This window comes from Formosa sp. F44 (assembly GCF_056238645.1).
Map to the genome: position 1 here is coordinate 253,754 of NZ_JBWDLJ010000001.1, position 15,540 is coordinate 269,293.

General features: G+C 34.5%; 15 protein-coding genes. 6 read left to right on the plus strand and 9 right to left on the minus strand.

The window, feature by feature from the left end; translation table 11 throughout:
- Nucleotides 1-4: 4 nt before the first annotated feature.
- From AC0UBM_RS01065 to AC0UBM_RS01075, 3 genes are all read left to right on the plus strand, one after another.
- Nucleotides 5-1,339, plus strand: a complete 1,335-nt coding sequence (locus tag AC0UBM_RS01065; RefSeq protein ID WP_475687292.1) for a 2TM domain-containing protein — start codon at nt 5-7, stop codon at nt 1,337-1,339.
- Nucleotides 1,339-1,653, plus strand: coding sequence for a 2TM domain-containing protein (locus AC0UBM_RS01070; protein ID WP_038530121.1), 315 nt, complete (start codon nt 1,339-1,341; stop codon nt 1,651-1,653). Before AC0UBM_RS01065 ends, AC0UBM_RS01070 begins: the two co-directional genes overlap by 1 nt.
- A 121-nt stretch (nt 1,654-1,774) precedes the next feature.
- The gene (locus tag AC0UBM_RS01075) at nt 1,775-2,530 is read left to right on the plus strand and encodes a LytR/AlgR family response regulator transcription factor (protein ID WP_475687293.1); all 756 of its coding nucleotides are present in this window, start codon (nt 1,775-1,777) and stop codon (nt 2,528-2,530) included.
- Between the two features lie 16 nt (nt 2,531-2,546).
- On the opposite strand, the gene AC0UBM_RS01080 is transcribed toward AC0UBM_RS01075, so the two are convergent.
- Nucleotides 2,547-3,731 carry an LETM1-related biofilm-associated protein gene (locus AC0UBM_RS01080; RefSeq protein WP_475687294.1) on the minus strand — a complete coding sequence of 395 codons (1,185 nt, stop codon included), beginning with the start codon at nt 3,729-3,731 and terminating at the stop codon, nt 2,547-2,549.
- 151 nt (nt 3,732-3,882) lie between these two features.
- On the opposite strand from AC0UBM_RS01080, the gene AC0UBM_RS01085 reads away from it, so the two are divergent.
- The 3 genes from AC0UBM_RS01085 (at nt 3,883) to AC0UBM_RS01095 (ending at nt 6,487) form a co-directional block, all read left to right on the plus strand.
- Entirely contained in the window at nt 3,883-4,533 is a 651-nt protein-coding gene (locus AC0UBM_RS01085; protein WP_414034976.1) for a DUF4331 family protein, read from the plus strand.
- Nucleotides 4,534-4,555: 22 nt separating this feature from the next.
- Nucleotides 4,556-5,116, plus strand: coding sequence for a DUF4331 family protein (locus tag AC0UBM_RS01090; RefSeq protein WP_475687295.1), 561 nt, complete (start codon nt 4,556-4,558; stop codon nt 5,114-5,116).
- 72 nt (nt 5,117-5,188) lie between these two features.
- The gene (locus AC0UBM_RS01095) at nt 5,189-6,487 is read left to right on the plus strand and encodes a tetratricopeptide repeat protein (protein WP_475687296.1); all 1,299 of its coding nucleotides are present in this window, start codon (nt 5,189-5,191) and stop codon (nt 6,485-6,487) included.
- A 720-nt stretch (nt 6,488-7,207) separates the two neighbouring features.
- On the opposite strand, the gene AC0UBM_RS01100 is transcribed toward AC0UBM_RS01095, so the two are convergent.
- The 8 genes from AC0UBM_RS01100 to ccoN form a co-directional block, all read right to left on the minus strand.
- Nucleotides 7,208-8,020: an anti-sigma factor gene (locus tag AC0UBM_RS01100; RefSeq protein WP_475687297.1), complete on the minus strand. Its 813-nt coding sequence runs from the start codon at nt 8,018-8,020 to the stop codon at nt 7,208-7,210.
- 1 nt (nt 8,021) lies between these two features.
- Complete coding sequence (locus AC0UBM_RS01105) at nt 8,022-8,552, minus strand: RNA polymerase sigma factor (protein WP_475687298.1); 531 nt, start codon at nt 8,550-8,552, stop codon at nt 8,022-8,024.
- Nucleotides 8,553-8,642: 90 nt separating this feature from the next.
- Nucleotides 8,643-9,269 (minus strand): YceI family protein, encoded by a 627-nt coding sequence (locus AC0UBM_RS01110; RefSeq protein ID WP_434036376.1) that lies wholly within the window; start codon nt 9,267-9,269, stop codon nt 8,643-8,645.
- A gap of 364 nt (nt 9,270-9,633) precedes the next feature.
- Nucleotides 9,634-10,338 (minus strand): sulfite exporter TauE/SafE family protein, encoded by a 705-nt coding sequence (locus tag AC0UBM_RS01115; protein WP_475687299.1) that lies wholly within the window; start codon nt 10,336-10,338, stop codon nt 9,634-9,636.
- Nucleotides 10,339-10,785 (minus strand): FixH family protein, encoded by a 447-nt coding sequence (locus tag AC0UBM_RS01120; RefSeq protein WP_434036374.1) that lies wholly within the window; start codon nt 10,783-10,785, stop codon nt 10,339-10,341.
- Between the two features lie 18 nt (nt 10,786-10,803).
- Complete coding sequence (gene ccoG, locus AC0UBM_RS01125) at nt 10,804-12,228, minus strand: cytochrome c oxidase accessory protein CcoG (protein WP_414034968.1); 1,425 nt, start codon at nt 12,226-12,228, stop codon at nt 10,804-10,806.
- 28 nt (nt 12,229-12,256) lie between these two features.
- On the minus strand, nt 12,257-13,144 hold the full coding sequence (locus AC0UBM_RS01130; protein ID WP_475687300.1) for a cbb3-type cytochrome c oxidase N-terminal domain-containing protein: 888 nt from the start codon (nt 13,142-13,144) through the stop codon (nt 12,257-12,259).
- Between the two features lie 207 nt (nt 13,145-13,351).
- Entirely contained in the window at nt 13,352-15,532 is a 2,181-nt protein-coding gene (ccoN, locus tag AC0UBM_RS01135; protein WP_475687301.1) for a cytochrome-c oxidase, cbb3-type subunit I, read from the minus strand.
- Nucleotides 15,533-15,540 lie beyond the last annotated feature (8 nt).

The window sequence follows — 15,540 nt, forward strand, 5'->3', positions numbered from 1 at the left end:
GAATATGATTAAATCAGTAAAAAGTATAGCAATTTCATTTGGATTAGGTTGTGTGGTATACCTAATCGGGAATATGTGGTTTGGCGGATTTGATTATAATTCGGTTAATGATTTCTTTATCGATTTTATATTCTACCAGCTATACGCTTTTGTATTAGGATATTCAAACATGGCTTATTTTGATATTTTATCGAAACGACCGTGGAAGGCTAATCAGCATCTATTAAGACTTTTAGTTGGCTTTATTGGTGCGTCTTTAATTACAATTATTGGTCTATTTATAATTCATGGTTTTACCAAAATGGTATATCAAGGCCAATCGTTCAGTGAGTTTGTGGCTACCGAACGGGTTTCAGATTATGTTTTCGGCTTTTGGATTACGATTAGCATTGTTATCGTATTTCATCTAGTGTATTATTACAATGCGTACCAGCAAAATAAACTTAAAGAACAAAAGGTTATTGCGGGAACGGCAAGTGCACAGTTCGAGAGTTTAAAAAATCAAATCGATCCACATTTTTTATTCAATAGTCTAAACGTGTTAACGTCTTTAATTGAAGAAAATCCACACAGTGCACAGCGTTTTACAGTGTCTTTATCTAAAATTTACCGCTATGTATTAGAGCAAAAAGATAAAGAATTAGTCACAGTCGAAGAGGAATTGAAGTTTGCAAAAACGTATATGAATTTGCTTAAAATGCGATTCGAAAACAGTATCGTCTTCAATTTGCCGGAAGATTACGATAATCCAGAAGCTAAAGTGGTGCCTTTATCTTTGCAGTTGTTGTTAGAAAATACGATTAAACACAATACGGTAAGCGAGCAAAAACCATTAGAAATTAACATAAGCATAGAAGACAATGTCTTGGTTGTGAAGAATAATTTACAAAAGAAAGAGGTTTTACAAACCAGAAAAGGCGTAGGGTTACAGAATATTGTAAATCGTTACGGCATATTAACTAACAGAAAAGTATTGATAGACGAAACCGAAACGTATTTCGCAGTTAAATTACCAATACTTACAAAACGCATTACAACAATGGAACAAATAAAACATAATTATAACGAGCAAGAGGCATATAATCGTGCAAAGAAAAGAGTAGAAGAAATAAAAGGATTTTACGGGAACTTAGTATCATACTGTGTTGTCATTCCGTTTTTAATATTTATTAATTACCAAACCTTCTGGGAGCATCAATGGTTTTGGTACCCAATGTTAGGGTGGGGAATGGGGCTTATAATTCACGGATTTTCTGTATTTGGTTATGGAAAATCTTGGGAAGAGCGTAAGATAGAATCTATTTTAAAGGAAGAAAAACAACAAAAAAACTGGAACTAATGGACAATTCACACTTTGAACAAGAACGCTACGAACGCGCAAAAAAACGAGTAAGACGTATTAGTGGTTTTTATAGACATGCTTTAATATATATAGTTGTTAACCTTGTACTTGTGTTAATAAATATTAAAAATTTGGATCCAGGAGAAAGCTATTTCCAATGGAAAAATTTTATAACCTTAGGCTCTTGGGGAATTGGCCTACTAGCTCATGGAGTGTCTGTATTTTTACCAACACTGGTAATTGGTAAAAATTGGGAAGACGATAAGATTAAAGAGCTTATGGAAAAAGAACGGAATCATAAATGGGAATAATTTGGGCGTGTTTTTCCGCAAAGCTCCAAAACCGCGCTTTCCGCACTACACGGTAGCTTGCTCCAATCCCTCACGCAGTACCAATTAGCATACAGTTTAATATTAGAAGTTTTAACCCCTTATGAAAGTTATTATAATAGAAGACGAAAAACCATCGGCAAGACGCCTGCAACGAATGGTTAATCAACTAGGTTTAGAGGTAGATGTGCTGTTGCATTCTGTAGAAGAATCGATACTATGGTTTCAAAATAATGAACATCCGGACCTTATCTTTTTAGATATACAATTAAGCGACGGTTTATCGTTCGAGATTTTTGAAAGTGTTAACATAGAATCGGCTATAATATTTACAACAGCTTACGACGAATATGCGCTTAAAGCCTTTAAATTAAATAGTATAGACTATTTGCTTAAACCTATAGACGAAGATGATTTGGAGTTGGCTGTCGAAAAATTTAAAACCCGAATCCCAAAACAGGAACAAGTGGTTTTAGATTTTAACGAAATTAAAAATCTGCTAGTAAACCCGTTAGATCGCACCTATAAAAAACGATTCTCAGTGCAAGTTGGTCAGCATTTAAAACTGATTAATAGTGACGATGTCGAGTGTTTTTATAGTGAAAACAAAGGGACGTACCTACATACAACTTCAGGTAGAAATTATCTTTTAAATTCTACTTTAGACCAATTAGAACAAGAATTAGAGCCCAATGCATTTTACAGAATAAACAGAAAATTCATTGTAAATATTAATGCCATTCACGATATGGTTAATTATACCAATTCACGATTAGAAATTAAACTAAACTCGTATAAAGACGATCAGGTTATTGTTGCTAGAGAGCGTGTAAAATCGTTTAAAGACTGGTTAGAATAGTCTTTTAGAACCACATTTAATCCTCGTCTTCATCTTCTATACGGTTATCATCAAAAGCCGATGGTAACAGTTTAGGAATAAATTTAATCACGATAGGTAGTAAAATAGCGCCTCCCGGAAGTAAAAATATGGCCAAACTCGGAATAGATTTAAAAATATCTAAGAGTTGTTCGTTCACTTTTTTGTGCTCTTTAGGCGTTAAATCTCGCACGGTAGATTTCGACAGTAAAATCATCAATTCTTTACTATCGCGTAATTCTCTCAATAACCGATGGCTGTTTCTAGTAATTAGTTTACTTACAATTTGTGATGAGCGGTTGTAGAAACTTTTTACCACATTTTTAGCACTCAATAGTGGAATTTTGTCACGATTGGCATTAAAGAAGAGATTAATAGAGTTTAAAGATTCATTGCGTTCTTCGTCATTAATCTGAAGCGCTTTACTAAGGTTTTCCAGAAATTCGGCTTCGGCGGCTTCGATCCAAGAATCACTCCAAGCGGCCATACATGCGATATCTAAATAATATAGATTATGACTCAGGTTCTTGGCGTGTTCTATCGCTTCGGCATAGGTAAGTTGCTCAATTTGCTCATATCGTAAAGACGACTGAAACAATTCAATTAAACTTTTATCGTAACTACTTTTTTCAGATTTCAGACTTAAAGCCTCTATAACAATTGTAATTATAGTGGCTTCTAGAGTTTCTAAATACGATTTAGTTATGGTTTTTGTCTTTAGAAAGTGATCGTATGCTATAATATCAATGTAAAGTAAGACATTGGTAATATAATGATTAAAGTTTTTGCTAATTATATTTTCATGAATCTGAATCCGCTTTTGCATAATCTTTTCTACTAAAATTTCTGCAGAATCTCGTCCCAAAAGGTCTTCAAGAAAAGTAGATTTGTTCTCGTTTATAGCCGTGTAAAAGTCGATGATACTTTCAAATAAATTAGTGTCAGACCCACTAGTTTTATGTGTATTTATAAATGCAATACACAAATTTACCTTACATAATTCTTCTTCGGTAAGATCTGGATTTATAATATACTCATTAACCACTTTAATATTATAGCCATAGATAAATCCCGAATTGCGGAACGCTTTATAAAATTCGTAATCTGTTGGGTTGTCTAGTAGGGTTTGTTTTGATAACTCCTTAATTAATTTTTTTATCCAGCCGTTAGCAGATGGGTTCATAGGTTATGGTCTTTGTCTTACAAATGTAGTTTTCTGAAGTAAAAATATACAAATTTTTAGCATTAACATAGTTTTAACAAAACCGCCTCTTTCTTTTTTTCGTAGGTATGGTGAGAGTGAAATTAATCACTAACTAAAAATCTCAATTATTATGAAAACAATGAAAATTATTTTAGGAATCGGAGCTTTATCCATAGCAGGTTTCTTTATGGTAGCGGCCGATCATATCGATGCTCCAGCAGTAAAAGGTGGTACAAGTGATATTACCGATTTTTATGCCTTTCAAGGTGAAGATACCAGCAATCTGGTGTTTGTAGCAAATGTGCAAGGTTTATTAAGTCCGTCGGCTTCAAACGATGCCATGTTCGACGAGAACACTTTAATCGAAATTAATATTGATACGAACGACGATAAAATTGAAGACTGGGTAATTCAAGCCATTCCTCGTGATGGTAAAATGTATTTCTTCGGACCCGTTAAGCCATCAACAACAGGATTAAATAGCGCGATTGAAACCGCAGGTACTACAGGAATGGTAGATATTACACCATACGGAAGCGAAGCTATTATAGGAAACAGTAACGGGATGAAACTTTTCGCAGGACCTAGAGACGATCCGTTTTTTATGGATTTCGCACAGTATACAGAAATTATTGCAGGAAATGCTTCAGGTTTTAATTCTCCAGGAAGCGATACGTTCGCAGGAACAAATGTAATGTCTGTAGTTGTTGAGGTGCCAAAGTCTATGCTTGGTGGATCAGGAACTATCAATACTTGGGTAGAATCGAAAACAAAACAATAATTAATTTTTAAAATACACACATATGAAAACTTTAAAATATATGCTAGTTGCAGTAGGCGTTTCAATACTATCTTTTAACTGCTCGAACGACGATGATAATAATATGACTATAGATCCAGCTGGACCAGATTTTTCTGGAACGTATACACAAGCCGATCAAATGGGGAGACCTGCTATAAATACAGTGTTTGTGTCGCCAGATGCTAAAGATCAGTTTAATGTTACAATTCCTTCAAGTCAAGGTGTTGCGTTTCAACCCATGTTTCAAGCCAATTTAGAAGCCTTAAGTCCTGCTTATGGAGAAGAAGGAGATACTAATGCGCTGGGATTAGATGCAGCGACATTTACAGGCCTTTTGGCTACAGATGTTTTAACGGTGTCTTTAGATGGCGAAACAACGTTTTACGATGGTACGAATGTATTAACCGGTAGAAAATTAACAGACGATGTCATTACTGTAGAGTTGTTATTAATTTTTGGAGGTGAAGATTTTTCTGAAAATCCAACACTTTCAAATGATAACGTCGATATGAATGATAAAGAGTTTTTAAGCTCATTTCCTTACTTAGCTTCAGCCTGGTAAACGATTTACACCTCTCAATAGGGCAGATGTAGATTTGCCCTATTTATTTTATTAACCAAAACACCACACACCATGAAAACATTACACATTATAAATCTATTTGCACTAGCGCTAATTTGTTTTAGCTGCAATACAAAGTTAGAAGATAAAGACATAGCTCAGAAAAACGATTATAACGCGTATATAGAAACAGAAGATCAGGATTGGTTACTGACTTTAGAAGGCGATTATAAATTTTGGGATAATAAACTGAAGAATCATCCAGATCAGTTTCCTTATTTAGCAAAGAAAGCATCTGCCTTATCGGCTAAATTTAATATTACGGGTAATATTGATTACTTAATTGAAGCTGAAATGGATTTAATTGAAGCCAATAAACGAACTAATTATAGTAATTCTGGTTATTTAAGAGCGTTGGCGAGAAATTATATTTCGCAACATCGTTTTAAAGAATCTCTGGAACTGTTGAAAAAAGCAGAAGCTATAGGAGAGCATTTAAAAGGAACTCAAAATATGTTATTCGATGTGTATTTAGAGTTGGGAAATACTAACGAAGCCACAAAGTATTTAGTCGAAATTCAGGATTTTAGTGATTTCGATTACTTAATTCGTTTATCTAAATGGCAAGATCATGAAGGCAATTTAGATGGCGCAATTAAGTACATGGAGAAAGCACTAAAAATGGCCGAATCTTCGAATAATCCCCACACAAAACAGTGGGTGTATACTAATATTGCCGATTATTATGGACATGATGGTCAAGTTAAAAAATCGTATGAATATTATTTAAAGGCCTTGGCTTTAGATCCTTCCGATGCGTATTCAAAAAAAGGCATTGCATGGATTGCTTATTCTTACGATAATAACCCCCAAGAGGCGATGCGTATTTTAAACAAAGTAACGCAGACGCACAAAACTCCAGATTATGAGTTGTTAAAAGCTGAAATTGCAACATATATGGGAGATAGTTTGTCCAAATCTAAACACCTTAATGCGTATTTGAAAGCTGTGGAAAATGAAAAGTATGGCGATATGTACAACGCTTATAATACAATTGTATTTACAGACGAATTACAAATTTTCGATTCGGCTTTAAAAATAGCCAAGAAGGAAGTGGAAAACAGACCGACACCACATTCTTACGATTTGTTAGCTTGGAGTTATTATAAGAGAGGTGAATCTGAAAAAGCATTAGATATTGTAGAAACCTACGTGAAAAACAAAAGTTTCGAGCCTACAATTCTGAGCCATATGGCACATATTTATAAAGCAAATGGAAAAGTAGCTGAAGCGCATGACTTAAAAAAGGAATTATTAGAAGCTTCTTACGAGTTGGGTCCTGTGGCAACACAGTTTAATAAAAGTATTTAAAAATTATGAAATAGTTTTTGTTGGTGGTTTTTGTTAGAAAAGGGTTTGTTATGAAAATAATGAACCCTTTTTATATGTTTAATTTAAAGTTTTAAAGATGATATGAGGTCTTGTTCTATCTTTGTTAGTGCCGTGCTTCAATCCGGAAATGAAGCTAATATTCCGATTATTTATACATGAATAGATTCTTTAGAAGCATTTGTGATTATATGAATAAGTAATTCAAAATAGCCCTATAATTAAGTGTAATAGTATTCGCTATAGTTTGGAAAGCTTTTTAATAAGATATTCCCACATGTTTATATTCTCGACTCCGCTGGAATGTCCTATAGTAATTTGAAGGTTTCACCGTTTTAGATACAACCTAGGAAAGCAGTGAAAAGATTACATTTTGGTAAATAAACGGTATTCGAGCATAGCACAGAAAGATATACAAATCAGTAAACAATTATGCTATGCTTTGATTTTTAGTGTGATTTGTGATTGTAAAATATTCTAAAAGGCACTTTGTTAGCAACGGAATAGGAAAGTCTGATACTGAAGACAATGAGTTTCTTTTTTACAAAGATCAAGCAATATGTCAATCTCGCACACAACTTTCGAGACTAAGCCATGTATAATAGAAGTCTAATTCCATAAAAAAGCCCAGTGTCAAGTGTGTTAATCTTGATTCTGGGCTTGTGTATAAAATCTCTTATTTCAATTTAGAAAGTATATTGTTTAAGATACCGAAGCTACAGTTCCTAAGGCATATAATTGCTCTAGAGTAGGAGCGTCACTTCCGCCAGCAGGTTCTAAGGTTATACCAAAGGCTTCAGAAGCATTTGCATTCTCAATAGTAAATATTTTATTAGTGTCTGATACAAAATCATCTAACGTTCCTAAACTTGTGGGAGTTAACGGATTTAAAGTTAAAGACCACACTTGGTATACTTTGCCTTTTGGAGGTTCTGGTAAACCTTGGGCATCTAGATACATATTATTAGAGGTTTTATCCCAATAAACCTTGGCATAAGCTTCCGGATAAATGGCTTGTCCGTCCAGTGGAATGGCTAACATGTCTTTATCACGTAAAATTGTGATTAGGTTTTTAGCTTCTTTTAAATCGGAATTTGCAATTTCAATTTGTTGTTCCAGAAAGTCTTTATCTGTCTCTGAATGGCTTATTTTAGATTGCAACGCTGTATTTTCTTGTATAGACCAAAGCAATCCGATACCTAAAATAACAGCGGCAGCCCATCCTGTAACAGATAGCCAGCTTGTTCTAAGCCTCTCAGCTTTCATGTTAATCACTTTAGATTCGGTATTCTCTTGTCTAATTTTTTCAGATATAGGATTAAAATCTAAGACTGTGTTTTTAGGAGCGGTTGCTTCTGTAAGTTTTAAAACAGCGGCTTCTATCTGTAGAACTTCACTTAAAACTTCAGGATGTTTCTGCATCATAGCGTACACCTCCTTATTTTCATCAGGAGAAAGCGCACCGGCAACATACAGTTCTAAAATACCAGAATTTAAGTAGTTATGTATATCCATATTAGTTTAATACTATAGTGCGTAACTCGTTAATGCAATTTCTATTCCTTGTTTTAATAGTGCCAATAGGCATGTCTAAAGTTTCTGATGCTTCTTTTTGGGTATATCCTTTAAAGTATAATAACTCAATAACCTCAATACATTTTTTAGCAAGTTTGTTTACAAATTTTCCAATACCTATGGCATCGGTTTTAGAATCTAAGTTATCGCCGTGTTCTAATATATCTACGAAAAATTGAGCATCAAGGTTTTGCTTTTTGTTTTTAAATGATTTAGATCGGGTTTTATCTATTGCAGCATTGCGGGCAATATTTAAAAGCCATGTAAAAAAGCGCCCTTTTTCGGGAGCGTAGCTTTCGGCTTTATGCCATGCTTTAATAAAAACGTCTTGCATAATTTCTTCTGCAATGTCCTGATCTCGAACTATATTATAAATAACACCATGAATGTTTTTGGAGTACATAGTATATAATGCCTCAAAGGCTTTTTCGTCTTTTTGCTGAAATCTTTCAATAAGTGGTTCTAACTGCATGTAGTAGTTTCTGAAAGGGAAAAGTAGTTAATTAAAGTCATAAAAAAAAGCTACATTAAGTAGCTTTTTATTTATAATTAAATCAAGATTTTAGTTTTCTCTTAAATACGTATCTATATTTATAGCAACTTCCTCCCATGTTTTACTAACGCCATCTGCTCCTGTGTGTAATACTTCGCAAGCTTCGTGTAAAGTGGCTAGAGCATCTAGTGCATTCCAGTCTTTTAACTGCATCACACCAGTTAGCGATACACGTCTGTCTTCGGTTACGGTGTAAGTTAATGGTAAATCGTTTGTTTCGCCATTCATTGTAATAGTTGCGATGGCTTCTGTAGCAGAAGTTGTTTTTAAAGTTCCTTTTAATAGGTCGGTATCGGCCATAACATTAAAAAAGAACTTTTGTAATTTTCCATCACGAATAGAATCTTTAGAGAAAATACTACTTACCGGAATTGAAAAGGTAACACCGTTTAAAGCTTCTTGCGGCGATTCCCCTGCGTGTGGTTCAAAATTTAATGTAGTGAATACTCCAGAAACAGGTGTTTTTGCAGTGGTTTTATAAGCGGTCCAATTCACTGTAGTACCTTCTGGTTTCAAAACAAATTGCTCTGTTTTTTCTGCTGGCGTTTCAGTAATTGTAGATTCCTTTTTGTCAGATTTACAGCTTGTTGCAAATACAAGCGCAAATGCAGCCATTAAGATTGTTACTTTTTTCATATTATGACTATTTTTTGTTTTTTATTGCAGCTCGAAATTACTGAATATTTAGTCCAATTCAAATAATACGCTATTCTATTTACTGCGGATTTAGTTCCTGTTAAAATTTTAAGTAAAACGCCGTAATTTCAGCTAACGTTTAGAAAGCTTTAACACAGGCTGTTAAATAATATACAAAGTTCGATAGCAAGTTTGTCTACCTCCAATTAAGGGCTTAAATTTGAAGTATAAATAGTTAGTTAGTTTTTTTTCAATACAAATTCTATAATAATTTTGGTTGGTTATAAAATAGAATTTAAAGTTTGTTAGTTAATTTTTAGTTTAAAAAAGCAGTTTCTTTACATGTTAAAGTCACTGCTTTTTTTTATTCTATACATTCCATAGTACTTTCTACAGTATCTGGGTTTATTTTAGGAGACATATACGGGATTCCAAGTCCAAGACCTCTAATTATAAAAAGTATACCAATAATTATAACAAATGCAGGTATTAGTTTTTGAATACGTTTCTTTGCTAAACTACTAAGCATATTTCCAAAATAGATGGCCGTAGTCATTAATGGAATGGTACCCAATCCAAATAAAAACATATATAAGGCTCCTTTTAAGGGTTGCGCTGTAGCAATAGACGATAACACAGCCATATAAACCAAACCACACGGAAGAAAGCCATTTAAGAATCCTATGGTTAAAAAAGTGTCTGCTGTCTTTTTCTGAAGAGCAACACCCATTCCTTTTTTTACTTTGGAAATAACTTTAAATATAGGTTTAGAAAAATTGTATTTACTAAATGTTTTATAGGGGAGGAGTACAATAACAATTAATAATACTCCAACTATTATAGATAATTTTTGTTGTAGCCCAAAAATATACAAGCCTTTACCTAAGAACCCAAAAACCAATCCGATAATGCTATAGGCAAGGAGGCGTCCGAAATGGTAAATGAAAATCTGACTTATTTTCTTTACGGGGTGACTGCGGTCTACGGGTAGCATAAACGCAATGGGACCGCACATACCAATACAGTGGAAGCTTCCTAAAAGACCAAATATAAAGGCAGAAATAAACATTTAGTACACTATAGATTTCTTGTAAAGATAGCTAGCATCTCCATTTTTCCAATCTACAGTAAGATTCCATCGGCCATCAACAAGTCTGTCCTTAGGAATTAAGATTGCATGATTGTTTAAAACCAGAGGCACTTCAAAATCTAAAGATTTCTTTGATGGTCTATAGAAATAAACGGTTCCAGAAATTTCGGAAGGTTCTATCGATGTTGGGAATTGGATAAGAATGCCGTCGTTGGTATGTTCCCAAGATACATTTTCTTCTAAGGTTTGTGAATTTATTTCTTTATCAATGTCGTCTTGTAAGCTTAATTCTTGTTTGTAATAATCTTCGACAACCAATTCGTGTTGGAATTTGTCATCGGTCATCATATTTACAACCAAATACATTATGAATCCGATAAAGCATACAAAAGCTATAACAATTCCTGTTCCCCAATTTATTCTCATAATGATATGCTTTAGTAATTATTTGTAGCTTCTAGGTGCTAAGAAACTCACTGTAGTCGTTTCAATTAATCTATCGTGACTGTAAACTTCTAATGTTAGTTCATTTTTATCACCTTTTAAGTCCGATTGTTTAATTTCTATAAACAAAGTCCCTTCAGCCAAACCTTGACCAGGAACAACAAATTGATCTGTAGTTGAGACTAATTTTAATTCCCCTGGATAATCGGCTAATTTAAAAGAGACTGCCTCTATGTCGTCGTTAGTTTTGTTAATCAGTTTATACGTGAATACATTACTTATAACGTTGTTATCTTTATGTTCGTATAACTGCCCAGGTAATCTTAAAACAGTAGCTTCTAAATCGTTTCTGCTAAAAAGCATACCGCCCCAAACTAGTATTAGCACAATTAACACCGCAGTATATGCTTTAAGTCGAGCAGTAAATTTAAAAGATTCCTTTTTCTCTATCTCTTCTTCGCTCGCGTATCTAATTAGTCCTCTAGGGTAGCCAATACTATCCATAATAGAATCGCACTCGTCTATACAAGCCGTACAGTTTACACATTCTAATTGTGTACCGTTTCTAATATCTATTCCAGTAGGGCAGACGTGCACACATTGTTTACAATCTATACAGTCTCCGTGACCTAGAGCCTCTCGGTCTTCGTTTTTACGGAATTTTTTTCGGCCATTTTCACCTTCACCACGTTTATGGTCGTAGGCCACAATAATTGATTTATCGTCTAATAGAACCCCTTGCAATCTTCCATAAGGACACGCAATAATACACACTTGTTCTCTAAACCAAGTAAAAACAAAATAGAAGACAGCAGTGAAAATTAATAAAGATATTAAGGTACTAAAATGTGCTGTTGGACCTTCTTTAATGTAGCTTAATACTTCGTCTCCACCAATTAAGTAAGCTAAGAATACGTTGGATATAAAAAATGAAATTACAAGGAATAAAAACCATTTTAAAACACGTTTACGTATTTTTTCGGCATTCCATGGTTGGCGTTCCAAACGCATTTGTTTTCCACGATCCCCGTCTATCCAGTATTCAATTCTACGGAAAACCATTTCCATAAAAATAGTTTGCGGACAAATCCAACCACAGAAAATACGACCAAACGCTACAGTGAACAATGCTATAAATACAACACCTATAAGTAAAGAGACCACAAAAAGTTTAAAATCTTGTGGCCAGAACGGAAATCCGAAAATATTAAATCGGCGTTCTAAAACATTGAACATTAAAAATTGATTCCCATTTATTTTTATAAAAGGGGATGCAATTAACATAATTAATAAGATGTAACTTACTAATTTACGTTTGTCGTAAAATCTTCCTTTAGGTTGTTTAGGAAATACCCACGCACGTTTACCATCTTCAGTTAGTGTGCCAATAGAATCTCGAAATGCTTCTTGTTCTGGCGTTTCCATTATTTATTTTTTTTGTTCTTTCTTTAATTTATTCAGCAGGTTCTGCTACCCAAATATCACCTTCGGCTTCTTTAGGTTTAGCAGGTGTGGTGCCTTGTAAGCTTAAAACATAACTAGATACTTGAGCTATCTGAGCTGGTTTTAAACTTTGTTTCCAAGCGATCATACCTTTTCCTGCACGACCTCCTTCACTTACAGTGTGGAAAACGTTTTTAATACCACCACCTAAAATCCAATGGTCATCGGTAAGGTTTGGACCAATACCACCACCACCATCTGCCATATGACAAGCAACGCAGTTGGCTTCGAAAATAGATTTACCAGCGCCAAGGTCTGCAGCATCGGTTAATAAGGTTACTGTATTAGCATCGACTAAATCTTTAGCGGTTTTTTTGTATTCTTCAATAGCTATTTTAGCTTCAGCAAGTTCTGTTTGGTATTCATCAATTTGAGAATCACCATTAAAAACTTCATATTTTAGCATATATACTATGGCGAAGATAATAGAGATGTAAAATGAATATTTCCACCATGGCGGTAGTGAATTGTCTAACTCACGAATACCATCGTAATTATGATCTAATATAATTTCACTTTCTTGGGCAATTGGTTTCTGTCCTAATGATTTTACATACAGGTCTTTTATTTTCTGTACAATTTCTGGCGTCTTATTTTTGTTCGCTAAATACCTGGCTTTTCCGGCTTCGTCCAAACTTTGAAATAATACATTGTCTAAAGCAGAAACAATACCTTCAATAGCTAGTATAACAACTAAAACCAAAACCAAGAACACCAACACGATTGGGAACTTTATAAAAGCAGGTTCGTTGCCTGAGTCTACAAAATATTCAATTAATCCCGCTATTGCAAAGAATAGGACGGGTACTCTTATGTAAGATGGTATGTATTTTCTCATAATTTGGTTTCGTTTTGGTGGTTATCGTTTTCAAAAGGAAGTTGGCTTACCGTGTCTATGTAGTCTTTTTTAGAGGTTAATACCCACCAAAATAAGACAACAAAAAAGCCGAAGAATATTAATAATGATAGTATTGGGTATATTTCTATACCCTCCATACTATCCATATAGTTTTTTACGAAGCTAAACATGGTTTTTGGTTTTTAGTTATTCTACGTCTTTTACTTTTATGTCTGTTCCTAATCGTTGTAAGTATGCTATAAGCGCTACTATTTCACGATTTTTCATTTCAATAAAATCTTCACCATTGGCAGCTGCAGAGGTCTTATCGTTTTCATAATTTTCGGCAAAATCAGGATCACTATATAGGTTCTTTTCTATAGCTGTACCTTGCTCTAACATGCTTTGTTGTGCATTAGCAATGTCTTCTTCGGTATATGGTACACCTAGATTAGCCATAACTTTCATTTTAGCTTCAGTATCAGATTTGTCTAATTCGTCTCTAACAATCCACTGGTATGCAGGCATGATAGAACCACTAGATGTACTTTGTGGATCGTACATGTGATTTAAGTGCCAGTTGTCTGAATATTTCCCTCCAATACGGTGTAAGTCTGGACCCGTACGCTTACTTCCCCATAGGAATGGGTGATCGTAAACATATTCTCCGGCTTTAGAGTAATCTCCGTAACGTTCTACTTCACTTCTAAATGGTCTAATCATTTGTGAGTGACAACCCACACAACCTTCACGAATGTAAATGTCTCGACCTTCAAGTTCTAAAGGTGAATAAGGTTTAACGCTGCTAATAGTTGGAATGTTAGATTTTACCATAATAGTTGGTACTATCTGTATAACACCTCCAATTAAGATGGCAATAGTCGCTAAAATAGTTAACTGAATAGGTTTACGTTCTAACCACGTATGGAAGCCTTCGCCAGCAATACGTTTTTTAGATACACGCTCTAAAGCAGGTGCTTCGGCCAATTCGTCTGTAACTTCAGAACCTTGTTTTACGGTTGCATATACGTTGTAAATTAAAACAATCATACCAATTAGGTATAATGTTCCTCCAGCCGCACGCATGGCGTACATTGGAATAATTTCTGTTACAGTTTCTAAGAAGTTTCCATAAACTAGAGTTCCGTCAGGATTAAACTGTTTCCACATACTTGCTTGTAAGAATCCAGCAACATATAAAGGCAGTGCGTACATGACAATACCTAATGTTCCGATCCAGAAGTGCGCATTAGCAAGTTTTATAGAGTATAATTTTGTTTTAAATAAGCGTGGTACTAACCAATAAATCATACCAAATGTTAAGAATCCGTTCCATGCTAAAGCACCAACGTGAACGTGTGCAATAATCCAATCGGTATAGTGACCAACAGCATTTACACTTTTAAGAGACAGTAACGGACCTTCGAAAGTGGCCATACCATAACCGGTAATAGCAACAACCATGAATTTTAAAACAGGGTCGGTTCTTACTTTGTCCCAAGCTCCTCTTAAGGTTAACAATCCGTTAATCATACCTCCCCAAGATGGCATTAATAACATTACAGAGAATGCAACTCCTAAATTTTGAGCCCATTCAGGTAATGCAGAATATAATAAGTGGTGAGGTCCAGCCCAGATGTAAATAAAGATTAAAGACCAAAAGTGAACAATAGATAATTTATAAGAATATACTGGTCTGTTCGCCGCTTTAGGTATAAAATAATACATTAAACCTAAGAATGGTGTTGTTAAAAAGAAAGCTACCGCATTGTGTCCGTACCACCACTGTACAAGAGCATCTTGTACTCCGGCGTAGACAGAGTAACTTTTAAAGGCACTAACTGGCAACGATAAACTATTAAATATATGCAAAACAGCTACAGTCACAAACGTTGCTAAATAAAACCAAATAGCTACATATAAGTGACGTTGTCTACGTTTTAATAAAGTGGCAATTAAATTCCATCCAAATACCACCCAAACCGCGGCAATTGCTAAATCAATTGGCCATTCTAATTCGGCATATTCTTTAGACGACGTGAAACCTAATGGTAATGTAATGGCGGCCGCAACAATAATAAGTTGCCAACCCCAAAAGTTAATACTACTTAAAAGATCACTAGCCATTCTGGCTTTAAGTAAACGTTGGGAGGAATAATACACCCCAGCAAAAATGGCATTTCCAACAAAAGCAAAAATTACTGCATTAGTATGTAAAGGTCTTAATCGACCAAAACTTAGCCAAGATATACCGTCGGTAAGGTTTGGAAACAGAAAAAAGAAGGCAAGAAGTAAACCTACAGCCATTCCAATTACACCCCAAAATATAGTAGCATAAATGAATTTTTTAACGATTTTATTATCGTAGTAGAATTGTTGTATTTCCATAGTGATTG